At 68.8% G+C, this 23,801-nt stretch carries 24 protein-coding genes and 4 pseudogenes; 22 read left to right on the top strand and 6 right to left on the bottom strand.

The genetic code is table 11. The features are described from left to right. Positions 1-6: 6 nt before the first annotated feature. Both OG994_RS21750 and OG994_RS21745 read right to left on the bottom strand, forming a co-directional pair. Entirely contained in the window at positions 7-249 is a 243-nt protein-coding gene (locus tag OG994_RS21750; protein WP_328850798.1) for a zinc ribbon domain-containing protein, read from the bottom strand. Further along, entirely contained in the window at positions 246-962 is a 717-nt protein-coding gene (locus OG994_RS21745) for a hypothetical protein (protein WP_328850797.1), read from the bottom strand. The genes OG994_RS21750 and OG994_RS21745 overlap by 4 nt, the downstream gene beginning before the upstream one ends. Positions 963-1,498: 536 nt before the next feature. Between OG994_RS21745 and OG994_RS21740 the strand changes: the two genes are divergently transcribed. After that, the gene (locus OG994_RS21740) at positions 1,499-2,158 is read left to right on the top strand and encodes a DUF1345 domain-containing protein (protein ID WP_328850796.1); all 660 of its coding nucleotides are present in this window, start codon (positions 1,499-1,501) and stop codon (positions 2,156-2,158) included. Between the two features lie 472 nt (positions 2,159-2,630). Further along, complete coding sequence (locus OG994_RS21735) at positions 2,631-3,740, top strand: mechanosensitive ion channel family protein (protein ID WP_328850795.1); 1,110 nt, start codon at positions 2,631-2,633, stop codon at positions 3,738-3,740. Here the strand turns inward: OG994_RS21735 and OG994_RS21730 are convergent. Further along, a pseudogene (locus OG994_RS21730) lies at positions 3,737-3,912 on the bottom strand (IS5/IS1182 family transposase); the annotation flags it as partial. The gene OG994_RS21735 and the pseudogene OG994_RS21730 overlap by 4 nt on opposite strands. Positions 3,913-4,022: 110 nt before the next feature. Here OG994_RS21730 and OG994_RS21725 point away from each other — a divergent pair. Next, positions 4,023-4,436 (top strand): DUF2267 domain-containing protein, encoded by a 414-nt coding sequence (locus OG994_RS21725; protein ID WP_328850794.1) that lies wholly within the window; start codon positions 4,023-4,025, stop codon positions 4,434-4,436. Between the two features lie 555 nt (positions 4,437-4,991). Then, positions 4,992-6,422: a sugar porter family MFS transporter gene (locus tag OG994_RS21720; protein ID WP_328850793.1), complete on the top strand. Its 1,431-nt coding sequence runs from the start codon at positions 4,992-4,994 to the stop codon at positions 6,420-6,422. Between the two features lie 257 nt (positions 6,423-6,679). Here the strand turns inward: OG994_RS21720 and OG994_RS21715 are convergent, their stop codons facing one another. Next, positions 6,680-6,853 carry a hypothetical protein gene (locus OG994_RS21715; RefSeq protein WP_328850792.1) on the bottom strand — a complete coding sequence of 58 codons (174 nt, stop codon included), beginning with the start codon at positions 6,851-6,853 and terminating at the stop codon, positions 6,680-6,682. 75 nt (positions 6,854-6,928) lie between these two features. On the opposite strand from OG994_RS21715, the gene OG994_RS21710 reads away from it, so the two are divergent. The 3 genes from OG994_RS21710 (at position 6,929) to OG994_RS21700 (ending at position 8,647) form a co-directional block, all read left to right on the top strand. After that, positions 6,929-7,339: an ATP-binding protein gene (locus OG994_RS21710; RefSeq protein ID WP_328850791.1), complete on the top strand. Its 411-nt coding sequence runs from the start codon at positions 6,929-6,931 to the stop codon at positions 7,337-7,339. Continuing rightward, positions 7,336-7,665 carry an STAS domain-containing protein gene (locus tag OG994_RS21705; protein ID WP_328850790.1) on the top strand — a complete coding sequence of 110 codons (330 nt, stop codon included), beginning with the start codon at positions 7,336-7,338 and terminating at the stop codon, positions 7,663-7,665. Before OG994_RS21710 ends, OG994_RS21705 begins: the two co-directional genes overlap by 4 nt. 67 nt (positions 7,666-7,732) lie before the next feature. Continuing rightward, a complete protein-coding gene (locus OG994_RS21700) occupies positions 7,733-8,647 on the top strand; it encodes an IS5 family transposase (RefSeq protein ID WP_328850789.1) in 915 nt (304 codons plus the stop codon). 87 nt (positions 8,648-8,734) lie between these two features. On the opposite strand, the gene OG994_RS21695 is transcribed toward OG994_RS21700, so the two are convergent. Then, on the bottom strand, positions 8,735-9,625 hold the full coding sequence (locus tag OG994_RS21695) for a hypothetical protein (RefSeq protein ID WP_328850788.1): 891 nt from the start codon (positions 9,623-9,625) through the stop codon (positions 8,735-8,737). 106 nt (positions 9,626-9,731) lie between these two features. Between OG994_RS21695 and OG994_RS21690 the strand changes: the two genes are divergently transcribed. The 14 genes and pseudogenes from OG994_RS21690 to OG994_RS21630 all read left to right on the top strand — a co-directional run bounded on the left by OG994_RS21690 (position 9,732) and on the right by OG994_RS21630 (position 20,558). Then, positions 9,732-9,881: a hypothetical protein gene (locus tag OG994_RS21690; protein WP_328850787.1), complete on the top strand. Its 150-nt coding sequence runs from the start codon at positions 9,732-9,734 to the stop codon at positions 9,879-9,881. A gap of 73 nt (positions 9,882-9,954) precedes the next feature. Next, positions 9,955-10,362, top strand: coding sequence for a DUF2267 domain-containing protein (locus OG994_RS21685; protein ID WP_328850786.1), 408 nt, complete (start codon positions 9,955-9,957; stop codon positions 10,360-10,362). A 266-nt stretch (positions 10,363-10,628) separates the two neighbouring features. Continuing rightward, the gene (locus OG994_RS21680) at positions 10,629-11,705 is read left to right on the top strand and encodes a glycosyltransferase family 4 protein (RefSeq protein ID WP_328853761.1); all 1,077 of its coding nucleotides are present in this window, start codon (positions 10,629-10,631) and stop codon (positions 11,703-11,705) included. 304 nt (positions 11,706-12,009) lie between these two features. Beyond that, on the top strand, positions 12,010-12,177 hold the full coding sequence (locus tag OG994_RS21675) for a hypothetical protein (RefSeq protein WP_328850785.1): 168 nt from the start codon (positions 12,010-12,012) through the stop codon (positions 12,175-12,177). 212 nt (positions 12,178-12,389) lie between these two features. Continuing rightward, a complete protein-coding gene (locus tag OG994_RS21670) occupies positions 12,390-12,629 on the top strand; it encodes a hypothetical protein (RefSeq protein ID WP_328850784.1) in 240 nt (79 codons plus the stop codon). Positions 12,630-12,825: 196 nt separating this feature from the next. After that, positions 12,826-13,596, top strand: a pseudogene (locus tag OG994_RS21665) (cytochrome c oxidase subunit I); the annotation flags it as partial. Between the two features lie 440 nt (positions 13,597-14,036). Beyond that, positions 14,037-14,138: pseudogene (locus tag OG994_RS31595) on the top strand (transposase); the annotation flags it as partial. A gap of 153 nt (positions 14,139-14,291) precedes the next feature. Next, the gene (locus OG994_RS21660; protein ID WP_328850783.1) at positions 14,292-14,441 is read left to right on the top strand and encodes a hypothetical protein; all 150 of its coding nucleotides are present in this window, start codon (positions 14,292-14,294) and stop codon (positions 14,439-14,441) included. A 419-nt stretch (positions 14,442-14,860) separates the two neighbouring features. Next, entirely contained in the window at positions 14,861-15,871 is a 1,011-nt protein-coding gene (locus tag OG994_RS21655; protein ID WP_328850782.1) for a mechanosensitive ion channel family protein, read from the top strand. Positions 15,872-15,964: 93 nt separating this feature from the next. Continuing rightward, complete coding sequence (locus tag OG994_RS21650; RefSeq protein WP_328850781.1) at positions 15,965-17,335, top strand: cytochrome ubiquinol oxidase subunit I; 1,371 nt, start codon at positions 15,965-15,967, stop codon at positions 17,333-17,335. Next, positions 17,332-18,351, top strand: coding sequence for a cytochrome d ubiquinol oxidase subunit II (locus OG994_RS21645; RefSeq protein ID WP_328850780.1), 1,020 nt, complete (start codon positions 17,332-17,334; stop codon positions 18,349-18,351). The genes OG994_RS21650 and OG994_RS21645 overlap by 4 nt, the downstream gene beginning before the upstream one ends. Next, the gene (locus OG994_RS21640; RefSeq protein WP_328850779.1) at positions 18,348-19,118 is read left to right on the top strand and encodes a hypothetical protein; all 771 of its coding nucleotides are present in this window, start codon (positions 18,348-18,350) and stop codon (positions 19,116-19,118) included. Before OG994_RS21645 ends, OG994_RS21640 begins: the two co-directional genes overlap by 4 nt. Positions 19,119-19,134: 16 nt before the next feature. Beyond that, a complete protein-coding gene (locus tag OG994_RS21635) occupies positions 19,135-19,887 on the top strand; it encodes a hypothetical protein (RefSeq protein ID WP_328850778.1) in 753 nt (250 codons plus the stop codon). Then, complete coding sequence (locus tag OG994_RS21630) at positions 19,872-20,558, top strand: hypothetical protein (protein ID WP_328850777.1); 687 nt, start codon at positions 19,872-19,874, stop codon at positions 20,556-20,558. The genes OG994_RS21635 and OG994_RS21630 overlap by 16 nt, the downstream gene beginning before the upstream one ends. 293 nt (positions 20,559-20,851) lie before the next feature. Here OG994_RS21630 and OG994_RS21625 read toward each other — a convergent pair whose 3' ends face one another. Continuing rightward, positions 20,852-23,131, bottom strand: coding sequence for a hypothetical protein (locus tag OG994_RS21625; protein WP_328850776.1), 2,280 nt, complete (start codon positions 23,129-23,131; stop codon positions 20,852-20,854). A 47-nt stretch (positions 23,132-23,178) separates the two neighbouring features. Here OG994_RS21625 and OG994_RS21620 point away from each other — a divergent pair. Then, positions 23,179-23,766: pseudogene (locus OG994_RS21620) on the top strand (IS256 family transposase); the annotation flags it as partial. Positions 23,767-23,801: the final 35 nt, after the last annotated feature.

Genomic DNA, 23,801 nt, shown 5'->3' with positions numbered 1-23,801 from the left:
GGCAGGTCAGGGTCGCCCACGCGGTTTCGGGACCCGCCGGTGGCAGGTGGAGGAGGTGCCACGTTCGTCGACGAGTCGGACGGTGATGCCGGCGAGGGTGGCCTTGTCGGTGAGGACCTGCAGGAGTCGGCCGATCTGCCACTGTCGTAGCCGCAGGTTGTGCCGCCGCCCCGCAGCGATCTCGAGCACCCCGCGCGGGTCACCCACGTGCAGCACACCCACCCCCTGCTGTTGGGCCCAGGTGATCACGGTGTGGACGGCTTCGTGTTGGGCCTGGCGGACCCGCCGCCGATGCCGGCCCTCCACCAGCCGCGCACGACGCCGGCCGCCGTGAGCCCCGCTGGCCCAGCTTCGGGCCCCGACGGGCGACGGCGGGTCTTGGTGTCGGCCAGGTGCATGCGGTGCTCGGCGCGGATCGCCCGCCCCGACACCAACAGCGCTTTCCCATCGGGGCCGGCCACCGCGTACGGGTGGATGATCCCCACATCGACCCCGGCTACCCGGCCCGGATCCAGCTGCGCACCCGGCGGGTAGACCGCCACGGGGACTTCGGCGGTGACATCGAGGAACAGCCGACCACCCTCACACAGCAGCGTGATCGACCGGACCTGCTCTACCGGGTACGGCACCTCCCGCGACAGGCGCACCCACAACGGCGCACTGCCCTTCGCCGTCCGGATCCGCACCCGACGCCCCTCCAAGGCGAAGGTGCCGTGATACCAGCGCAGCGGCACCAGCCCCCGCCGACGTCGCGAAAACCGCGCCGACACGTCACCCGCCGCTCGGCGTTTCGCCGCCGCGAACCACGCATCGGAGAACCTACGCAGCACCGACCGGGCACCAGTCGTGTCCACCTCGCCGAACGTGCCAGGCCCGGAGACGGCCAACTCCCGACACAACCCCTGATAGCCGACCAGCGGCGCGTCGCCGCGGCGGCGCCGCCACGCGTTGACCTCCAACACGCACGCCCACACGTCACCCGCCGAACGCAGCAGGCTAAAACAGCGCCGCCACTGCCCCGCCGTCACCCGCACCCCACCCGGGCCGTGCGATACACGACCCGCGGCGCGGCAGCATCCCGACGACGAGGCACGAACCAAACCCAACACCACCCCTACGACACTTTCCCCAACCCGACCGCCCCGGCGAACGTAAGTGGCCACCGCACTAGCTTGGCTCACCGCCCATCGGCGGCTGGTCCGCGACTACGAACACCAACCGGCCGTCTCCGAAGCGCTCATCCGGTGGGCCGCCATCGCCGGCATGGCGCGCTGCATCACCCACGGCGAACCCGCTCGCCGACAAAACCGCCTCACCTTCAGCCGGACCTGATCACGCCATCTCAAACACGCTCTATATGCCAGGGCCTTTGGCGGATGAAGGTCGGCCAAGGCCCGAGCGTGGATCGTCGCCGACTCGCCACCCTCGATGCAGCCCGATCCGGTGATCGCTCGGGGGTTTCCCCTGCGCGACCCGGTCGAGGCGGGACGCTGAACGGGTGGAGCAACGATCGGGACGACCGGCGCTGGGACGCCTGTTGTCCGTCGGGCGTGCCCTGTGGTCGCTGGCGGTCGGTGTTGTTGCCGGGACGGCCACCGCGCTGGTTGGGGCGCCGGAGCTGACGCCGCTGGTGATCTGGACGATCGCGGCGGGCATGATCCTCGTGTGGGTGTGGCGGGCCTGCTGGTCGGCGAGCCCGGAGCGTACCGAGCAGCTTGCCGAGGCGGAACAGCACTCCCGTTCCACCGACTCGGCGATCCTGATCGCGTCCGTGATCAGCCTCGCCGCCGTGGCCGAGGCGCTCGTCCGCGCCTCGAACCAGCAGGACGCAGTGGCTGTCACGCTGGTGATCCTCAGCGTCGTCGCGGTGGTCCTGGCGTGGGCGCTGGTGAACACGGTCTTCGCGTTGAAGTACGCCCGGCTGTACTACCGCGACGACGGCAGTGGCATCGACTTCAAGCGGGAGGACCGACCGGCGTACGCCGACTTCGCGTACATCGCCTTCACGATAGGCATGTCCTTCGGCCCGGGCGAGAACGAACCGACGAATAACCACATGCGCCGCGTCGCGCTCGGGCACGCGCTGCTCTCGTACGCCTTCGGAACCGGCATCCTGGCCGTCGCCGTCAACCTGGTCACCAACCTTGGTCAGTCATGACCTCACTAAGCGTTAGAAGCACCCGCTGCTGGAGCGGTCCGCAAGGGCAAGATCGAGCCTCATCATCACCCACACGATGACGCTGGACGACGCCTGTGGCGGACGAAGGCGCTGGTCGCACCCGGGAGGGTCGATGGTGCCCGGGCAGATCGCCACTCAGGCCCGCCGGGACGCGCCACGTGACCGCGAGCGGAACGGATGGGAGTGCACGGTGACGATCGCCGCCGGCAGGGAAGTCGGTTGATGACCACGAGGATGGCCCCGGTGGTCGCGGTGGCCTTAGTTGTCACAGCAGGCCTGCTGGCCCGCGTGCTGGTCCAGCGTCGGGTAGGTGGTCGTCGCTACCGGTGGCTGCTCGTGCCGCTGTACCGCGCATCCCGGGTCCCCGCCGTCGCCGTGCTGCTCATCGCGGCGCTGTACGTGGGAAGTCGCGCGTATCCCGGCGTGGGACACGACAATCCGGCGCGTCGTCGTGGTGCTGTTGATTGCGAGCGCGGCGTGGCTGGTGCTGCGCGCCCTGCACGTCGCCGAAGGGGTCGCCTTCAGCCGGCTGCCGGGCCAGACGCGGGCCGACGGTCGGGTCCGACGCGCCCGCACCCAGATCCGACCGGTGCGGCGCCTCGCCTCGATCGCAGTGACGGTCGCGGCCATCGGCCTGATCCTCACCACCTTCCCGCCCCTGCGCACCATCGGGCTGTCCGTGCTCACCTCGGCGGGTGCTATCGGCGCGCTGCTCGGCCTGTCCGCGCGCACCGCGCTCGGCAACGCCTTCGCCGGCATACAGGTCGCCTTCGCCGATGGCCTCCAAGTGGGGGACGTCATCGTGATCGACGGGCAGTGGGGGCGCGTCGAGGAGGTGAAGCTGACGAACGTGGTCATCCGGCTCTGGGACGACCGGATGCTCATCCTGCCCACCCACCTGCTTCACCGAACCCTTCCAACCCGGCACGAGACGCGGGTGGTCGGCCAGGTCCGGATCCACGTCGATCACACCGCCGACCTGGACGACCTCCGTGCCGAGACGAGGCGGCTCGTCGAATCGTCACCGCTGTGGGATCGGCACCAGTGGGTGCTACAGATGGTGGACGCGACGCCCCAGACCGTCGTCGTCCAGATCCAGGCATCGGCGGCCGACGGTCCGAGTGCGTGGACCTCCGCTGCGACCTGCGCGAGATGCTCGTCCCAGGACGGAACCAGGTATACCTCCGCGAAGCGGTCAAGGCACTCGCCCCTGCGGAACAGCCCCCACCGCATCGACCCGGTGCGCTGCCGCGAGCCCCGGACCTCGTCCATCTCGCCCAGCAGGAGCAGATCATTCGTGAGCTTTTCGTTCAGCTCCTCAACTCCTCAGCGGCTCAGCTGCCGGCGCTGGCAAAGCGCGACCAGGCCGGGCAGCTTTCGGGCGGCGCCGACCGGGTCGACGACCTCGGCCTACTCGCCGGGCAGATTGCCCGTATGGCGGGATAGCCCTCGGCAACGTTCCTCAGGCGTTCTCGCACCTCAGCCACATCGACGCCGCCGGAGATCCCCACCGACCTGGATACGCGGGGCGTCAGGTTCCGCCGTTACTCAGAACTCCTAGCTCTTTGAGCGTTGGAGTCGTCGCCAGCAGATGATGGTGCAGGCGAGGGTGAGGAAGGCTTCGTGGATGTCGCCGCGGATCTCCCAGCGGATGCGGAGCCGGCGGAACCAGTGCGGCAGGGCGATGTTTGTTCGACGACCCAGCGTCGGGTGCCGAGGCCGGAGCCGTAGTCGCCCGATTGGGATGAGGCAGGGTCACCCACCGCTACAGGAGGATGTGAACAAGGCCCACCGAAGCGGCTCGTAACTGGTGCTTCGACGGCGCTCCGAGGGGAGGAACCAGGTGGAATACCAGGACTTCATCAATGCAGTGGCCACGCGGGCAAAGGTGTCGCCCGATCAGGCGGCAACAGTCACTCGCGCGACGTTGCAGGCATTGGCAGATCGGATCAGCGCCGGCCAGGCCGAGGATCTTGCTTATCAACTTCCCGACGGGCTTGACGACTGCCTGCGCAAACCGTTTAGACAGGACCACGTCGAGGCGTCACTCGGGTTCGACGATTTCATGCAGCGGGTGGCGGATCGCCCGGACGTCGACCCTGCGCTCGCGGATGCCGGGGTCGGTGCGGTACTCACCACGCTGCGTGAGGCTGTCACCCGCGACGAGTTCGAGAATGCGCTGGCCCAACTTCCGAAGGAGTTCCGGCAGGCCATCGAACCGGCCCCTGTCGGTGGCGGGCGGCGCTCCGGCTCGTAACACGCACAGTCGAGGTAGGAATGGGGTTCCGGCGACCGGCTGCCTGCTGAGCCGGCCGGCTGATCGGCGCGTTGGCCTGCCCGCCGCCTGGCGTGAGAGTACGCCGGCAGGAGGCGGGTGCCCATTCATTACAACCGGTCGTCCGCCGCGGGCAGTTGCGGCCGTGGCCTTACAGACAGATTCGGCGCCATCACCGCCGGCCGGGCGAACTCGTCCGCCGGTGCGCGCCGTCTCGCGAACCGAACCGGCACGGATCATCCGTACGGCTCGTGGTCCCGGCGTACCTCGCGCTACTCGTCCTGACGATCGGTTGCGAGGTGGTGCTCGTACTGCTGGTGCCGGTGCCTTGCGTGTCGCCCTCCGGGCTCTGGGTAGGCGTCCTCGGGCTGGTAGGACTCGTCGTGCGGGTCCGACACGTCCTCGCACTGCGGAGCGGCAGCCCTGCCACCATGTGTGGGAGGGGTGTCCAATGCACTCGGCGGCGGGGCAGCCGGTTTGTCGGACAGCCCCCGGAAATTAGGACAAATCCTACTCTATTGCGGCACGATGAACAGCATGGATCCGCCGAGTGTCACCCCCGACGAAGATACCTCGCACCCGCCAGCCAGAAGGCCAGGTGGGGCGGTTCTGATCGCTGCGGCCGCAGCCATCGGCGGCTTCCTCTTCGGCTACGACACCGCGGTGATCAATGGTGCCGTCGATGCGATCAAGGCGGAGTTTCACCTCTCGGCATTGGTGCTGGGCACCGCGGTATCCGCAGCGCTGCTCGGCGGTGCGATCGGTGCGTGGTTCGCCGGTCCGCTGGCTGATCGGATCGGTCGTGTACGGGTGATGCTGATCACGGCGCTCATGTTCGCGGTGAGCGCCGTCGGCTCGGGACTCGCCATAGGTCCCATCAGCTTGACCGCCTGGCGGGCCGTCGCTGGAATGGCCGTCGGCGCTGCCAGCGTCGTCGTCCCCGCCTACATCGCCGAGATCTCTCCTGCAGGCAAGAGGGGGCGATTGGGCTCCCTGCAACAACTGGCCATTGTGATAGGGATCTGCGCCGCCCTTCTGACGGACTACGCCTTGGCCACCTCGGCCGGTGGTGCCAGGAACGACGTGCCGTGGGGCGGGACGGCGTGGCGGTGGATGTTGGCCTCGGCCGCGTTTCCCGCGGCACTCTACGGCCTACTGGCGCTGCGGATCCCCGAGTCCCCGCGTTACCTGGTCCGACGCCACCGCGACGAGCAAGCACGTGAGGTGCTGCAGCGGTATGTCGGCGACGGCGAGCGCCTCGGGGAAATCAGACGGTCCCTCGCCGGCACCAAGCAGACCATCGAACTCGCTGACCTCCGTGGCCGTTCCGCTCGGGACCGACGCTTCGGACTGCTGCCGATCGTGTGGATCGGCATCGTTCTCGCAGCCTTGCAGCAGTTGGTCGGCATCAACGTGATCTTCTACTACTCCACCACCCTCTGGCGGGCCGTCGGCTTCACCGAGAACGATGCCCTCCTGACGAGCGTCATCACCAGCCTGATCAACCTCACCGGCACTTTCGTGGCGATCGCCCTCATCGACCGGGTCGGTCGCAAGCCGTTGCTGACGGTCGGCGCTGCCGGCATGGCGCTCACTCTGGCTACCCTCGTCTGGTGCTTCAGCCGCGCCACCGGCACCGGGGAGAACCTCACCCTTGCGCCCGGCGTGGATGTCGTCGCGCTCCTCGCGGCCAACCTCTACGTCCTGTCTTTCGCGGCGAGTTGGGGGCCGACGCTCTGGGTGTTGCTCGGCGAGATGTTCAACAACCAGATCCGCGTCACGGCGGTCGCGGTCGCCGGGGCAGCACAGTGGATCGCCAACTGGCTGGTCACTATCTCGTTCCCGAGCCTCGCCGACGTCAGCCTGCCCCTCACGTACGGCATATTCACCGCATTCGCGGCCCTCGCCCTCGTCTTCGTCCAGCGCTTTCTCCCCGAAACGAAGGGACGAGAACTGGAAGCGATGTAGTTTGGCCCAGCTCCGGATTCTTTCTCCAGAGGCTTCAGCTCCGCTGACTCATCCCTGCTCGCCCAGGTCGCTCACGACATGAACCCTGCCCGACGCGCCGTACGTCTGCCGTGACAGCGGCGGCGCGCGGTGGCGTCCCGCCGCCGAACGGCCCCAAGGCGCGACTTTCAGCGGCGGGTCACCGAGGTGCGGTTGGCACAGCATGAAGGTCGTTGATGGCTGTTCAGGTGCCCGCCCTGGGCTGAGCTGCCCGGGGATCAGTCCCCTACCCGGGCGAAGGTCACGCGGGCGCCGGCTGGCAGTCGGTACAGGTCGTTCAGCTCCAGCACGCCAGTAACCGCGCCGAACAGGTTGGCCTTGCGCAGCCGGGCTGTCCCTCGGCGAGATGGTGGCGGGAGCCCGCTGGCGTCGGTGCGCTTGCTGTCCTGCACCGCGATGGTCAGCCGGAACGTCCTGGAGTCCTACCGCAGCGCGTCGCTGGGCTACTGTCGGAATCGATCACCGAGGTGGCGGTGACGCGGCTTCGGCACGTCGTCGCCGCGGCCGCCGGCGCGGCCGGGCTCGCCGGCGACGCGTTGCAGGACTTCGTCTTGGCCGTGCATGAGCTGGTCACCAATGTCGTGCGCCACGGCGGTGGCAGCGGACGGCTCCGCCTGCTGCGCGACGCGGTATCCCTGTCCTGTCAGGTCATCGACTACGGCCCCGGGACAGAGGATGTTCCGATCGCCCTGCCGCGACCCCGAACCACGGGCCGCCGGGGCCTGTGGCTAGCGCAGCAGCTGACCGAGAGCATGGTCATAGACAGCGGGCCGGACGGGACGAGAGCCACCGTCACCGCCCGCCTCCCCGGCATACAGTCGAGCGGGAACGGATCAGGAGCGGCGTGGAACGGACGTGGCAGTCGGAGACGACTGTGAGCGACGGGACCGCCGTCGTGACACTGTTTGGCGAACTCGACATCGCCGCAGCCAACCCGCTAGGGCACGTCCTGCTGGGCGCGATCGCCCGCGCGCCCCGCGTCCAGGTCGACTTGGCGCGGGTCAGCTTCATCGACTCCACCGTGTTGAACGCGTTTGTCAACGCCCACGGCCGTGCCTCCGGCAGGGGCGTCAGCCTCGCCCTGGTCAATCCCACCGGCCATGTCCGGCGCGTGGTGTCGATGACCGGGATCCTGCCACTGCTCAGCACGCCCGACGCCGTCGTTCTAGGCAGTGTCTCGAAGTCGGGTGCGGCGTGTCGATGATCGATAGACGGCGAGGTCTCCGGTAGAGGGTTCATCGACCAAGAAGAACCTGAATACCGGAGACCTCGTGGCCACCATAGCGGTGACGAGGCGGCACGACCTGACCGACGTCCAGTGGCGGGTGTTGGAGTCGCTGCTGCCTGCGGGTAAGCGGCCGGGACGACCGTCGCAGTGGAGCAAGCGGCAACTCATTGACGGTATCCGGTGGCGGGTGCGTGTCGGTGCGCCGTGGCGGGACGTGCCGGCGTGTTACGGCTCCTGGCAGGCGATCTACGCGTTGTTCCGGCGCTGGCAGCGGGCCGGGGTCTGGCAGCAGATCGTCACCGGCTTGCAGGCTCGCGCGGACGCGGCCGGGTTGATCACGTGGGATGTGAGCGTTGATTCCACCATCGCTCGGGCCCATCAGCACGCCGCGGGCGCACGTCGGCGCCCGCAGGAGCAGATCGAGCCGCCCGGCGGAGTCCATGCCGAGCCAGGCGACCACGCCTTGGGCCGGTCCCGCGGCGGGTGGACCACCAAGCTGCACCTGGCCTGTGAGCAGGGCGGCAAACCGCTGTCGATGCTGTTGACCGCCGGACACCGCGGTGACAGTCCGCAGTTCGCCGCCGTGCTGGCCGGCATCCGCGTGCCCCGTCTCGGTGTCGGTCGTCCCCGCGTGCGACCCGAGCGAGTCATCGCCGACCGGGCCTACACCTCCCGCGCCAACCGGACCTACCTGCGCCGCCGTGGGATCCAAGCGTGCATACCGAGCAAGGCCGACCAGGACGCCCACCGGCGGGCCAAGGGCTCCGCCGGTGGGCGGCCACCAGCCTTCGACCCCGAGGTCTACCGGCAGCGACACGCCGTCGAGTGCGGCATCAACCGCCTCAAGCGCCACCGCGGGCTGGCCACCCGATACGAAAAGCTGGCCGTCCGCTACCAAGCGACCATCCACGTCACCGTGATCAACGAGTGGCTACACGCACTTCGAGACACTGCCTAGATCCGGTGCACCGACTTCTCCCGGTCGTTTTCATAAAACATCGGCAACCCGACGCTATTTAGCGTTTGGCACCACGGCGGACGTCGATCAGCTCTGCGACTGTTGCCCCTGCTGTCCTACCAGCCGCGCCGTGACTTGCCTCAGCGGTTGGCTGTTGTTGACGATCTTCTTCATCTGTTGCCACGCCGCTCGGGCCGGAGATCCGCCCCTCGCGCCACCCAGGCCCCCCGCACCGCCGCCAGCCGCCGCCCGCTGGTTCTGAGCCAGTTGCTGGGTGGTCTGCCCGAGTTGTTGACCAACCTGCTGGGTGGCCTGCTGCAGCGTCTGCGACAGCGGCCCATGGGGTCCCAGCGCCTCCTGCGCCGTCTGCCCGACGTGGTCGAGCGTCCGTGCTAGCGGCCCCTGCGGCCCGAGCACCTGCTGAGCTGTCTGCCCGACCTGGTTCACGGCGGTGTCCACCGTCTTCACCACCGACTCGATGATCTGAGGGTTGCGCTCGATGGTGCGCAGGGCGCTGTCGAGAATGCCGCGGAGCTCTTCGAGTCGAACCTCGAGCATCGCCTCGGCCTCAACGCCCTTGATGTCGATTTTCACCGTGCCGAGATGCGCCTGAACGCCCACGTCGAGCTGGAGCAGGCTACCCAGCCGGGCTCGCAGGGAGACGGAGGCGTCCAGGTTGTCGACCTCGACGTAGATCTGTTCGACCTTGACCTGCGGGATCTGGAGGACGACGTCTGGGTCTGACATCGTCTTGCTGCTGTGCCCGCCAGCCGGCTGGGGAAGGTCGTGCTCACCACGCTTGGTGGCGGCGGGGCGGTTGCCGGGCTCGGCACCCGTTGGCTCGCCGCCGCGACTGAAGTTCTGGCCCCGACCGGCGACCTCCGCGCCCTCCTCGGCGTCGCGCTGCCGATCGACCTGCTCGCGCTGTTCTGGGGGCGACTCCCGTGCGCCCGTGTCCCGGCTCTCCGGTTCGGCCATCCCGCACTCCTCGGGCCTCGCCTCGCATGCGGACCGGATGGAGCCCACCATCGCTGTGTGGCTCCGGCCCTCGGCCCACCCCCTCGGACCGGGTCGCGGTCTACCCGTGTCCCGACGCATCAAACGGCTTAGAGGTGCGGCCGAGGAGACGGCGGTCCTCCTGCTGTCCGTCTTCTACGCCATCACCAGCGCCGGCCTGTACCAGCTTTGGGTGACCCACCGGATCACCCACCGCCCTCCGCCACCCCGCGCCTGAGGGCGGGCGAATCGCCGTTTCACCCCGGCGGGCGCGGGTACACGCCGCAATCCGGTTCGAGAAGGGATCCGAGGTGAACTACACCGAGTTCATCCAGTCCGTGGCAGCGCGACCGAAGGTTCCGCCGGGGCAGGCGGAACCGATCACCCGCGCCACGCTCGAGACGTTGGCAGAACGGATCACTGGCGGCCAGGCAAGGGACCTCGCCTCCCAGCTCCCTGAGGAGCTACGAGGCCTGGTGCGTAGGCCCACCGAAGATCCGGAACGGTTCGGGCTCGCCGAGTTCTTCAAACGGGTGCAGTCACGGGCCGGGGTGGATCGCCAGGTGGCCACCGACGGAGCACAGGCCGTGTTGGATACCCTTCGTGAGTCGGCCAGCGCCAAGGAGTACGGGGACCTTGTCGACCAGTTGCCGCAGGAGTTCTGGCAGGTGACCGGGCCGGGGACGGGACGGCTCGAGCCCCGCCGGGTCGGCACCTAACTAGGGCGCGCGGACCCCAGAAAGCTCGGGCGGTAGCGGCGCCGGAAGAATCGGCGGATCATCGGCTTGGTGCTGTCCGGCTCGGCACCGTCCCCGTGTCAGTCAACCTGATCACCACATGCGCCCACTCGGAATGACCACGTTCCGGACGCGGCCTGCCTGCACAGCATCCCTGCATCGAGGAAGCCGACGTTATCTCATGTCGGCGACGGGAAACGACAGCACGACGCACATGGAACTCCACGCCAGTGGATCAACGGGAGGACATGGTGGGCACCAACCACCGGCTGGCCGACCGCTCGCAGCAGCGGCCGCTGCGGATCGCGATGGTGCTCCCGCCCTGGCTGTCGGTGCCCCCATCGGGCTACGGCGGGGTGGAGCACCTGGTGGCCGGTCTCGTGGATGCGCTGGTCGATCGGGGTCACCAGGTGACCGTGTTCGGGGCCGGGCCGCAGCATGGCACCGCCGCCTACTTCGTTTCGACGGTGCCGGAACTGCAGTACGAGCGGCTCGGCGAGACGTTGCCCGAGGTGGCCCACGTGGCCCGGGTCACCGGCCTGATCAGCGCCGACGACTTCGATGTCGTCCACGACCACACCACCATCGGACCGATCATCGCTGGCCGGCGCGCCGTGCCCACCGTGGCGACCGTGCACGGCAACCCGGTAGGCGAGTACGGCGAGGTACTCAGCTTCACCGACCAGGGCGTCGCCCTGGTCGCCATCTCGCACGCCCAGCGCCGACTGAACCCGCAGCTGCCCTGGGCCGGCACCGTGCACAACGCGATGGACCTCGCCGGCATCCCCCGCAAGACGGCGCCTGGCCGGGGGCCGGTGCTCTGGCTGGCCCGGTTCAGCCCGGACAAGGGACCGGACGTTGCCATCCGGGCGTGCCGGGCCGCCGGCCTGACGCTGATGCTGGTTGGCAAGTGCAATGAGCCGATCGAGCGCCGCTACTACGACGAGGTCATCCGGCCGCTGCTCGACGAGGACGTCACGGTGGTGTTCAACGCCGATCGGGAGGCGGTGCTGCAGATACTGGTCGACGCCCGCTGCCTCATCATGCCGATCCAGTGGGAGGAGCCCTTCGGCATGGTCATGTTGGAGGCCATGGCGACCGGCACCCCAGTGGTCGCGTTCAACCGCGGCGCCGTCCCGGAACTCCTCCGACCCGGCCTGACCGGGCTGGTCTGCGAGGCCGACGAGGAACTGCCGGCGGCGCTGCACGAGGCGAGCACCCTCGACCCGGCAGCGTGCGTCGCCCACGTGGAGGAGAACTTTTCCACGCAGCGGATGGCCCGCGGCTACGAGCAGATCTACCGACGCGCTGCCGTGAATGTCTAGGACTGCTTGAGCAAATCCCTCGAGCCGATCAACCGGATGAACTGGCAGCTCGATACGAGGTGGGAGTCGGCACGCTCAACATCGCACGAGTTGCTCTGGATGTCGTACCGGCCCGGCCCTGATCGCGCATCCGGCTGCGCGTTGCAGGCCGAGGCGCTGGACGCTCGGGGGTTGCTGGGGTGCCACTTGCCGTTCCGCACCCGCGGCCGGCGGCACGGCTCGATTCGGCGGCAGCGCATGGATCGTCGCCGCAGCGCCGACCCCGATGGCGGCCGCCGCGCTAACGCCCAGCGATCTCGCGGCGTTGCTGGACACCGCTGGCCGTCAACGGGGCGCCGCCGCGGAGGCGGACAAGCTGCACGGCATCGTCCGTAACGAGCAGATGCACCAACCAGCGGCCGCCGAGCAGGCCATGGGCGTGCACCTCCAAGGCCTGGTGCGGCAACTCGACGCGGTCTGTCAGACGCTGTAGCAGCTGGAGCAGCGCATCGACGAGGCGTCCATCGCCCATTCCGATGCGAAGGTCGTGACCAGCATCCCCAGTCTCGGTATACAGCTCGGCGCCCGTTTGACCCGTGCTGCACCCGGACGACCAGGCCAAGCAGGCGGAAGGCGGGACCGACCGGCCCCACGCCCTCGCGGAAGCGGTGCTGCCGCAACGGCGGCACGATCTCGGCCACCGCCATGTACGGCCGCTTCATCGACAAGTTCCCGATCGGGTCGTTCATCCGGTCCCTGAACATGAAATCCGGGCAGACCCACGTGCAACGCTACATGCGGCCATTGCTGGAACGGATCCGCAAGGGCGAGATCGATCCCAGCTGCATCATCACCCACACGCTACGGCTCGACGACACTCCGCACCGCTACGACATCTCGAAGAACAGGTATGAGGACTGCGCGAAGGTCATGCTCAAGCGTTGACCTTCTCTCCGCCTTCGCGGACCCAGATCCCCTCGCAACTGCCAGCGGAACAGGGGGCGTCCGGATGGCTTCCTGCCCGCTGCCGCCCCCACCCTCGCTTCACACGTTAGGGCGATTTCAACCAATATAGACTTCTTGCCGGCCTGTTGTTCCTACGCTCGGTGAGTCATCCGCCTCAGCCCACAGCGGGGTAACCATGCCCAAGCGGTCAACTACCGAACCTCGCCAGGACCGCCAGCCCGCGATCCTCGCCCCGGCGGAGTTCGGTGGCTATCCCGGCCCGCTTCGTCGGCCGGTGCCAGGCAACACGCTGCTACGGCTGCTCGCCACAACCGACGCCAAGCAGATCGGCCTGCTCTATCTGAGCACCTCGTTCTTCTTCTTCATCGCCGCAGGTATCGAGGCGCTGCTCATGCGCGCGGAACTGGCCCGGCCCGAGTTGCAGTTCCTGTCCCCAGAGCAGTACAACCAGTTGTTCACCTCACACGGCACGATCATGATGTTCCTCTTCGCCACCCCACTGGCGTTCGCCTTCGGGAACTACCTCGTGCCACTGCAGATCGGCGCACCGGACGTCTCGTTTCCCCGGCTCAACGCCCTCGCCTACTGGCTGTACCTGTTCGGCGGGCTGATCGTGCTCGGCTCGTTCGCCAGCCCGGGCGGCGCCGCGGACTTTGGCTGGACCGCCTACACCCCGCTCAGCCAGTCCCAACACACCCCCGGCGTCGGCGCGAACGCGTGGATCATCGGCCTAGTGCTCTCCGGCATCGGGACCATCCTCGGGTCGGTCAACCTGATCACCACGGTAATCACCCTGCGCGCGCCCGGGATGACGATGTGGCGGCTACCGCTGTTCACCTGGGCCATGTTCATCACCACGCTGATGGCGATCGTGGTGTTCCCCCTGCTGTCCGCCGCGCTTCTCGGCCTGCTGTCCGACCGACTCCTGAGCAGTCACGTCTACGACGCCAGCCAGCTATCGCAAGAAGTTCATCGAGGAACGCACTCGCGAGACTCAGCGGCTGACCAAGGTCCTCGAAGACGGCGGGATCAAGCTGGACTTGGTCGCGTCGCGCACGTTCGGCGTGTCTGGACGGGCCATGATCGAGGCTCTCATTGGCGGGGAACGCGACCCGCACGTGTTGGCCCAGCTGGCCAAGGGGACGCTCCGCCGCAAGATCCCCGACCTGACCATGGCGTTGGCCGGCGCTTCGTCGAACACCACGCCCTGCTGGCCCGCCTGCATCTCGACCACATCGACCATCTCAACATGATCGGACGGTTGGACCATCAGATCGAGCGGCTAATCGTCCCTTTCGCCCCTCAGGTGCAGCTACTGAAGGGCATCCCCGGCATCGGTGAACGGGCCGCGCAGGCCATCATCTCCGAGATCGGCGTGGATATGGGCTGGTTCCCAGCGCCGCGCACCTGGCCTCCTGGGCCGCGCTGTGTCCAGGCAACCACGAATCCGCAGGCAAACGCACCACCGGCAAGACCCGCAAGGGCAACATGGACCTCTGCAGCGTACTGGTCGAAGCCGCCTGGTCCGCGTTTCGAACCCGGACCTACCTCGGCGCCCGGTTCCGTCGCCTACACCGCCGCTTCGGCAAGAACGGAGCGAACAAGGCAGCCGTCGTCCTGGCCCACAACATCCTGGTCATCGTGTGGCACGTCCTAACCACCAACACCTCATACGTCGACCTCGGCGCGGACTACTACCTCCGCCGTGACGACCCTCAGACCCGCAAGAACCGCCGCCTTCACCAACTCCAAGACCTCGGCTACACCGTCGAACTCGCCCTCACAGCCTGAACCACAGCCGGTACAAGACCCATCGAGGCTGGGCCCCGATGCTGTCGCCTGCCCACCACGGTCAGTTTCGTCTGAGCGGCCGCGCCGGCCTGACCCTCTACACCGTCATCCGCGAGCTGCAACGACTCCTCCCGTCCTGGACCGGCGCCTGCATCACCTGCCACCAACCCGTGAAACCCCTACACCGGCAACAAACGCCACCTAACCTAACAAAGCACTCCTAGCGGGCGCGGCTTATCACGGTGACCTCCTCGCCACCCGAGCCCCGGGCGGCGGCGCCGCGTGCCGCGGCCGCCGGGGGACTTCGGCCGGTCGCGATGTACGCCCGGTGATCGGCCGTCTCGTGACACGCTGCCGTGGGGGACGACCCGGACGGGAGCGGAAGTAATGATCATCGGTACCGCGGTGAACGGCAGCTGATGGGCCGAGCGGTGGTCATGCTGGCCGCGGTGGTGGCGGCCGCGCTGGTGGACGTGCTCAGCGGCGTACTCGTCAACCGGATCGCCCGTGGTCGCTACGCATGGCTGCTGGCGCCGCTGCGCCAGGCCTGCCGCCGCCCGACGACCGCCGTTCTGCTACTCGCGGGCCTCTACGCCGCGCTGCCGGGAGGGCCGGGCCCGTGGCTGCGCGAGGGCCGCCACGCCATCCTGTTGTTGCTGATCGGCAGCGTCGCCTTGCTGGTGGTCAGGGCGCTGCACGTCGCCGAGAATGTGGCGTTCAGCCGGCTGCCGGCCGGGGGGGTGGCCGACCGTCGGATCCGCCGCACCCGCACCCAGATCCGGCCGGTGCGACGGTTGACCTCGACGGCGGTCACGATCGTCGCGATCGGTCTGATCATGACCACCTTCGAGCCGATACGCCTGTTCGGCATCTCGGTGCTCACCTCGGCCGGTGTGATCGGCGCCGTGATCGGCCTGTCCGCCCGGACCGCGCTGGGCAACGCCTTCGCTGGCATCCAGGTCGCCTTCGCGGACGGCCTCTACGTCGGTGACGTGCTCGTCATCGACGGCGAGTGGGGTCGCGTCGAGGAGGTGAAACTGACCAACGTCGTGATCCGGCTCTGGGACGACCGCCGGCTCATTCTGCCCACGACCTACTTCACCGAGCGCCCGTTCCAGAACTGGACGCGACACGAGACCCGGGTGGTCGGCAAGGTCCAGATCCACGTCGACCACACCGCCAACCTGGACGACCTGCGCGTCGAGGCGCAGCGCCTGATCGAGGCGTCGCCGCTGTGGGACCGGCACCAGTGGGTGCTCCAGATGGTCGATGCCAACCCGCAGACCGTCGTCATCCAGCTCCAGGCTTCCGCCGCCGACGGGCCGAGCGCCTGGGACCTCCGCTGCGACCTGCGCGAGGCGATGGTTCGCTACCTGCGGGAGAACCACCCGCAGTGGCTGCCCCGCACCCGCAGCGAGTACAAGCCCTGATTCCGCGCCCGGGATGCGGCATTCGCGTTGCCGACCAGCAGCCGGGCCGTTAGACCACCATGGGGCTGACACGCAACGAAGGTGGGGAACCCGATGCTGGTTGACCTGCTCGCCCAGGACGCCGCACCGGGAGACCTCATGGCGGCGCGGGTGCAGATGGCCCTGTCCCTGGGCTGGCACATCGTCATCGCCTCGTTCGGCGTCGGCATGCCGGCGGTCACCGTCTTCGCCGAGTGGCGCGGGCTGCGCACCGGGGACCCGACCTTCACCCGGCTGGCGCGCCGCTGGGCCAAGGCGATGGGCGTGCTGTTCGCGGTCGGCGCGGTGTCGGGGACCATCCTGTCGTTCGAGATGGGGCTGCTCTGGCCCGGCCTGATGGGCCGCTTCGGCGACGTGATCGGCCTGCCGTTCGCGATGGAGGGCATCGCGTTCTTCGTCGAGGCGATCTTCGTCGGGATCTACCTGTACGCCTGGGACCGGGTGCCACCCCGGGTGCACCTGCTCTCCGGACTGCCGGTCTGTGTCGCGGGCGTGGCGTCCGCGTTCTTCGTGGTGTCGGCGAACGCCTGGATGAACCAGCCCCGCGGCTTCGACCTGGTCTCCGGCGAGGTCACCGACGTCAGGCCGTGGGAGGCGATGTTCAACCCGGCGACGCCGCCGCAGACCGTGCACATGATCGTGGCAGCGTTCATGGTGACCGGCTTCGGCATCGCCAGCGTCTACGCGGTGGCCCTGCTGCGCGGCCGCCGGGACCGCTACCACCGGCTCGGCTTCGCCATCCCGTTCACCGTCGCCGCGGTGCTGTCCCCGGTGCAGGTGGTGGTCGGCGACTGGGCCGCGCACTTCGTCGGGGAGTACCAGCCCACCAAGCTCGCCGCGATGGAGGGGCTGGCCCGCACCCAGGCCGGCGCGCCGCTCTCGCTCGGCGGCGTCTACGTCGATGGCGAACTGCGGTATGCCGTCGAGGTCCCCAACGCCCTGTCCTTGCTGGCAAAGTGGGACCCGGACGCGGTCGTGATGGGCCTGGACCAGGTGCCCGACGATCAGGAGCCACCGGTGACGGTGGTCAAGTGGGCGTTCCAGCTGATGGTGGCCATCGGCTTCGGGCTGGTGGCGCTCTCCGCCTGGTGGGCGCTTGCGTGGTGGCGGCGTCGGGGTCCGCCGCGCTCGCCGTGGTTCCTGCGGGCCGCCGCCGTGTCCGGGGTCGCCGCCGCCGTCGCGGTCGAGGCCGGCTGGGTCGTCACCGAGGTGGGGCGGCAACCCTGGATCGTGTACGGGGTGCTGCGCACCGCCGAGGCGGTAAATCCGGCGCCGGGCCTGGCCACCGGCCTGGCCCTGGTCGCCGCCGTCTACGCGGTGCTCACCGTCTCCACCGTCGCGGTGCTGTGGCGGATGGCCCGGCACCGCGACGAGCCGGTCGCTCCGCAGGAGGGCGTACCCGAACCGGTGGACAGCGGCCGATGACCGTCGCTGACGTCCTGCTCGGGGCGCTGCTGGGCGGTCTGACGCTCTACACCCTGCTCGCCGGCGCGGACTTCGGCGCCGGGATCTGGGACCTCCTCGCCGGCGGGGCGCGCCGCGGCGCAGCCCGCCGGGAACTGATCGCGCACTCGATCGGCCCGGTGTGGGAGGCCAACCACGTCTGGCTGATCCTGGTGATCACCCTGTTCTGGACCACCTTTCCGCCCGCGTTCGCCGCGTTCGCCTCCACCCTTTACATCCCGCTGACCCTGGCCGCGCTGGGCATCATCGGTCGTGGCGCGGCCTTCGCCTTCCGCAAGGCCAGTCACACCCTCACCGAGCAACGCCTCTACGGCGCCACGTTCGCGCTCTCCTCGGTGGCCACCCCGTTCTTCCTCGGCTCCATCGTCGGCGCGGTCGCCTCCGGTCGCGTCCCACCCGGCATCGCCGAGGGTGACATCTGGCGCAGCTGGCTCAATCCCACCTCCATCTACGCCGGCCTGCTCGCGATCGGCGTGTGCGCGTACCTCGCCGCGGTCTACCTCATCCACGACGCGCGCCGCGCCGGTGCCGCCGACCTGGTGGCCCAGTTCCGCCGCCGCGCCCTGGTCACCGGCATGGTGGTGGGCGTCGGCGCGGCGGCCGGGCTGGCCGTCGTGGCCGCCGACGCGCCGGACCTTTTCGCCGATCTTCGGGGCCGGGCGCTCGCCCTGGTGCTGCTCTCGTTCGCCGCGGGGCTCGGGTCGCTGGTGCTGATCGCCGCCGGCCGCTACCGGGCGGTGCGGGTGACCGCGGCCCTCGCGGTCGCGGCGGTCCTCTGGGCCTGGGGCGCCGCCCAGTACCCAGACCTGCTGCCGCCCGACCTGACCGTCACCGAGGCGGCCGGTGATCCCACCGTGCTTGCCACGGTGCTCGCCGTCCTCGCGGTCGGAGCGCTGCTGCTGGCGCCCTCCCTGTTCTGGCTGTTCGGCATTTTCCAGCGCTCCAAGCCGGCCGCCGGCAACCCACCGCCCCGGTGACGCTCACCCGGGCGGGCAGTCTGTGGGCGGCGCTGGCGGCGGCGGTGGCGCTGGGAGCCCTGCACGTGCTCGCGCCGGCCATCCGCCGGAGACTGCCGGTGCCCACCCACGCGGCGACCTCCCTCGGTGGCGGCATCGCCGCCGCGTACGTGTTCCTCTACCTGCTGCCGCGCCTCGCGGAGGGCAACCAGGCGGTGGCCCACGTCCTGGAGGAGGAGGTCACGGCCACCCCGGCCCGCGGGTTCGTGCTGTTCCTCGTCGCGCTGGTCGGTTTCTTCACGTTCTACGCCCTGGAACGTGTCACTCACCGCTCGCAGCAGCGCCGGCAGGAGCCCACCCGGCTGGTCTTCGGGTTCCAGCTCGGCTTCTTCGCCCTGTACAGCGGCCTGATCACGTACACCCTGGCGACCAAGCTGGACGCGGGGCTCGGGCCGGCGGTGCTGTTCGCCGTCGCCATGGGGCTGCACGTGCTGGCCACCGACGGCGTCCTGGCCGAGCACTTCCCGGTCAGCCTCACCACCGGGTGGCGTCTCGTCCTGGTCGCCGGCGCCGCCGGCGGCTGGGTGACCGCGGTCGCCGTCCAGCCCACCGGCGTGCTGATGAACGTGCTCACCGCGTTCCTGGGTGGCGGGATCCTGCTCAACGTTTTCGTCGACGAACTGGCCCCCGAACGGCACTCCAGCCTCACCTGGTTCACCGTCGGCCTGGCCGCCTACTCCGGCCTGCTCGCCTTCGCGACCTTCACCACCGACGTCGGCGCTGCCTGAGGGCGATCATCGGCCGATGTCAGACGGCCAGTCGGTGGTGGTGGCCGGTTGTCAGCGGCTGACCGTCACGTCGACCGGTCCGGCCCAAGGGTGCCGTCGTTCAGTGGGGTGCAGCGGATGCCGCCCCTGCGGCGCAGACCTGGTGCCCGCCTTCGAGGACCACGACACCGTGGAGGGAGTGTTCATCGCCGACCGCGACCTCGACCGGTGGGAGTGGTCAAACACCCGCACCCTGCGGCGACTGATCACTGAACGTAACTTGGCCACCGTCGGCGCCTTCGTCCACCAGGTGCGTATGGGCAAGTCGCTCAAGACCAACCAGCCCACGCTGGAGAAGCTGTGCGGCCTGGTCATCGAATCCTTGTGGTACGCGGCGATCACGACGAAGATGTCCCACGCCACCGCCACGGTCACCGCGCTCGACTACGCCGCCGAGGCGGTCATGGGCAACGTGTATGACCCGACCGGCGTGGACGACCTCGCCAAGGACTGGACGCCGGGCGAGAGGTCGCGGTTCAGCCAGACGTTCAGCATCGCGGCCAAGCGGGGCCGCGAGGCGCAGCGACTCGCCGCCGATGGTGACCATCAGGCAGCCATCGATATCTGGCACGCGGTGTTCGGCGAGCCGTTCCCCGCCCCGACCGCCCAGCCCGCCGCGCAGGCGCTGGCCGCGCTGAGCGCGGGCAGCATCACCTCCACCGGCCGGGCCGTGACCTCGCAGCGCGGCGCCCAGACCAACCGGCCGGCGAGGTCATGGCGTACCCGGTAACGGCGGTCCTGCGGGACCCCGCCGCGGCAGCCGACCACCTCCTGCGCCACGCCGACGTGTTCGGCGTGGCGCAGGCCGCCGGCCACACCGCCGCGCTGGGCGCCGCCCGGCTTGAACTGACCCTGCTGCCACTTCCCGCCTTCGCCGCCGACGGCTATCCAGTCGAGCGAATCCGGCTGGTCATCCTGCCGCCCGGCCAGCGAGTGCATGCCTACCCCCGCAGTGGCAGCAGTCGTCTCTTCAAGCACCGCAACCCGCAGCTCGGGGATCTCTGCCTGCAGTACAACCGCGACGACCCTGCGCTGCGGTGGCTCGCCGAAGATGGGCTAGAACCCCTGGTCACCCTCGTGCACCGACACATGATCTTCGAGGAGGCGTGGCGGCGCAGTGGCGAATGGCCGTGCGAGGATGCCCCCCACGGCGACAACCGGCAGGCTCCACACCGGATCGCCACGATCGCGATGCGAAAGGAACTGGCCCGGTGGTCACGGACCTACTGCCTCGCCGACATCAACCCCCTGGTCGGACCCGCTTGCGCGATCGCCTGCAGCAGCCACCCATCACCAAGAGCGCCGAGATGCTGCTCGGCGACTTCGGCCCCCGCGGGATCAACGCCATCGTCGCGCGGATGGAGTGCGCGATCATCTACCGCTTCGGACTGCGCCGCCTGATGTGGCGCCGGTGGGTACTGCGCAGGCTCCGTCGTCGGGCCTGTCTGCCCGATACATCCCCGACCGCCACCGAATAGGTCGTTACTCCTTGCCCGGACAGTCGGCCGCTCGCCAATGGGGGCGACCGGAGGTGTCCAGCCCATCGGGAAACCACCTGCAGGCAGAAGTGTGTCTGTGATGGGTGTGCTCGTCATCGGGGTTCGTCATCGGGGGCTCCTGTCACGCCGCTGCTGGCGCATGAGATGGGGCAGCATGGTTGGCCGGCGCACGCGACGAGGTTTGGGGGCCGATTCTCAGGCGACCGTGACGCTGATCTGGGATTTGGTCCGGTGCCGGGTCACTCTCGACAGATGTTCCTCCTGCTTGAGCCGGGTGAGAACCTGGAAGTGATGGGAGTCGTTCGGAAAGGCCGGTGTTGCGCCAGAGGTGCTCAGATCGGCGTACCCGCGCCCGAGGTACGCGAGGACGGCGAGGATCTGGTCAGTCGAGATGGCGCTCCCGAGCTGATCGACCAGCGGGACCACCAGCTCCGCGTCGCAGGTCACCCGGGCGATCCGCTCCAACTGGGCGGGGCTCAGTGGCACCTGGGCCGTCGCGGCGAAGCGCCCGGCTGCTCGCAGCGCTTCGTGGTGATCGGTCGGTACGAATTCGTCCAGCCGGGACAAGACAGCCTGCCGGACCGTCGGGCTGATCCGGGTGCTGCTCAACAACCGGGCGGTCATGTCCTCGTCGAGCAGGGCGGGCGTGACGAAGTCGGCGAACTTCGCCGAGCAGTCGATGCCGTGCCGCAGGGTGTCCCAGTCGCCGCTGGCGAACGACTGGAACAGGTCGGCAGTGTCGTCGCAGATCTGGTGGTGGAGTAGCTCGCCGAGTAGGCGACCGTTCTCCGGCTCAATGCGGCTGGCAGCGATCGGCTCGGTCAGGTGGAGCGTGGCGACCAGAGCGGCACGGGTTTCGGCGGAGGGAATCGTCTCCCTGCTGCGAAGGATCGTCACGGCGACCTGGGTCGTCTGCTCGGCGAGCCGATCCGCCTCTCCGTCATGGTCTCTGATCGAACGCGCGTCGACGAGCAGCCCGGCCAGATCGACGTCGACCTCGCCGGCCTGCTCGATGTAAGCGGCGATATTCGTCAGCGCCGCCGGGAACCGTCGGGACCGGGCCAGGGCGGGCCAGACCACCTCAGGGACATCGGCGAGAGACTCGACCCAGCATCCCGGCGCGGCGGCACGGCAGAGTTGCTCTACCAGCCCGCTTTCCCAGCCAGCGATCTCCGTGACAATGTCCGCGAAGGTGCCGGGATCCGCGACCGTCATCGTGGTGGGCCTGTCGTTTTCGACTGCGGTGAGGTAGGCGGCGGGATTGGCGATGCAGTAGCCGTAAACGGTGAGATCGATCGCCCGGACGATGTCCAGGCTCAGGGCCGGCGGATCGTGCAGCGCGCTGCGCAGGTTCCCTGCGGTCAGGGTGTACAGGCTGTCGGCGACGACCAGGGCACGTGCGTTGTGATCAAGAACGGTCAGGTCGTCGATCACCACCCGAGCCTGTCGCAGCAGCGCGACCGCGTTGCGTGTCGACGGCTCATCAGCGGGCCGGGTCAGGCAGGCCAGGCGGGCGTAATTGTCCTGGAGGTAGGTCGTCACCTGCTCCTCGATCTGCCGATCGAGGTCCGGATTGGCGTGCGCGACTGCCTCGTCAACCAACTCCCGCCGGCGTTCCGGCTGCAGGTCCGGGACCTGCAGGATCCGGCTCAGGATCGGCGGCCACGTGGCGGACAGTCGCCGGACGGCCTCCGCCGTCTGCGCTCCGCCACTTAGGTAGGCCTGGAGGAAGGCCTGCTCGGCCGGGCCGTCGGTCTCGGCGAGGCGGTTGAGGACGGTCCGGGCGCCAGGCTGCTGATTTGCTAACAGGTGGTCCAGGATCTCGATGTTGTAGGCGCTGTTGAGGTCGAGGAAGTCTGCGTTGGTCTCCCGCAGGACGCCGACGATGTCGTCCGGTCCCTCGAAGGCGTAGTACGTGTCGGGGATGTTGGGCTGCACGTGCTGCACGATGAAGTTCATGGCGCGGATGGAGACGCGCTCGCCGTAGTACTGGGCCACGTAGAGGGCGAAGTTCTGGTCGATGAAGCCGCGGCGGATCAGGTCGCGGGCGACCTCGGAGCGGATCGTCTCCCCGAGGAGGGTCTCGAAGGTGGCCTCCCCGGTGTCCCGCGAGAGGGTGAAGGCGGGGTTCGCGGCGAGGTCGGCGAAGTCGGCCTTGCGCAGCGCCGCGATCTCGGTGATTGCTTCCTCACACTCGGCGTCTAACGCCTGACGTTCGCGGGAGTCCCAGTCGTTCAGGTCGAGTTCGTCCCGGAACAGCTCACGAATGTCGCCGATAGGGATGGGAACCGTCCAGACCGAGCCGTAGCGGGTGAACTTCGCCGTCGGTCCGTTCCCGTCAGCGATGAGCATCCGCCAGAAGCGGGCTGTCGCAGCCTCTGCAGGAGTGAAGGTTTCGGCGCCGATCGTGTAGCCCGAGAGAGAGTATTGAAGATTGTTGCCGGAACGCTGGATGACTTCGGCATGCCAGTTCAAACGCTCGGCGAGACGCTGCGACTTCTCCTGCAGTACGTCGGCAAGAGCTGCAGGTCCTCACCGAATTGAAGAACCGGGGCGTCGCCGACGCGTGCATGGTGGTCTGTGACGGGCTCAAAGGGCTGCCCGATGCCATCGGCGAGGTGTGGCCCGAAGCTGTCGTGCAAACCTGTGTGATCCATCTGCTGCGCGCCAGCTTCCGGTATGCCGGTCGGCAGCACTGGGATGCCATCGCCAAAGCCCTGCGCCCGGTCTACACCGCGCCCACCGAAGCCGCCGCCCGAGCTCGGTTCGCCGAGTTCGTCGAGGCCTGGGGCGACAGGTATCCGGCGATCGCCCGGTTGTGGGAGCAGGCGTGGGCGGAGTTCGTGCCGTTCCTGGCCTTCGACACCGAGATCCGCACCGTCGTCTGCAGCACGAATGCCATCGAGTCGGTCAACGCCCGCATCCGCCGGGCCGTGCGAGCCCGCGGTCACTTCCCCAACGAGGCCGCGGCGCTCAAGTGCGTCTACCTGGCGATCATGAGCCTCGACCCGACCGGGCAGGGCCGCCGGCGCTGGACCATGCGCTGGAAACCAGCCCTCAACGCCTTCGACATCGCCTTCGAAGGACGCCTGTCCGCAGGCCGAAAGTAGTCGTCAACAACCCGAGTTACACCGTTCGTTTGACA

This window comes from Micromonospora globbae (assembly GCF_036184225.1).
In the GTDB taxonomy this organism is placed as follows: domain Bacteria; phylum Actinomycetota; class Actinomycetes; order Mycobacteriales; family Micromonosporaceae; genus Micromonospora; species Micromonospora globbae.
The sequence above is the reverse complement of the archived record's forward strand: the minus strand, read 5'-3'. Positions and strand labels throughout refer to the sequence as shown.

Excerpts from the sequence above, each read along its gene's own strand:
- OG994_RS21720 (WP_328850793.1), top strand. The coding sequence starts at position 4,992 with ATGGATCCGCCGAGTGTCACCCCCGACGAAGATACCTCGCACCCGCCA.
- OG994_RS21630 (WP_328850777.1), top strand. The coding sequence starts at position 19,872 with ATGGCGTACCCGGTAACGGCGGTCCTGCGGGACCCCGCCGCGGCAGCC.
- OG994_RS21645 (WP_328850780.1), top strand. The coding sequence starts at position 17,332 with ATGACCGTCGCTGACGTCCTGCTCGGGGCGCTGCTGGGCGGTCTGACG.
- OG994_RS21695 (WP_328850788.1), bottom strand. The coding sequence starts at position 9,625 with ATGGCCGAACCGGAGAGCCGGGACACGGGCGCACGGGAGTCGCCCCCA.
- OG994_RS21680 (WP_328853761.1), top strand. The coding sequence starts at position 10,629 with ATGGTGGGCACCAACCACCGGCTGGCCGACCGCTCGCAGCAGCGGCCG.
- OG994_RS21635 (WP_328850778.1), top strand. The coding sequence starts at position 19,135 with ATGTCAGACGGCCAGTCGGTGGTGGTGGCCGGTTGTCAGCGGCTGACC.
- OG994_RS21655 (WP_328850782.1), top strand. The coding sequence starts at position 14,861 with ATGGGCCGAGCGGTGGTCATGCTGGCCGCGGTGGTGGCGGCCGCGCTG.
- OG994_RS21650 (WP_328850781.1), top strand. The coding sequence starts at position 15,965 with ATGCTGGTTGACCTGCTCGCCCAGGACGCCGCACCGGGAGACCTCATG.
- OG994_RS21670 (WP_328850784.1), top strand. The coding sequence starts at position 12,390 with ATGTACGGCCGCTTCATCGACAAGTTCCCGATCGGGTCGTTCATCCGG.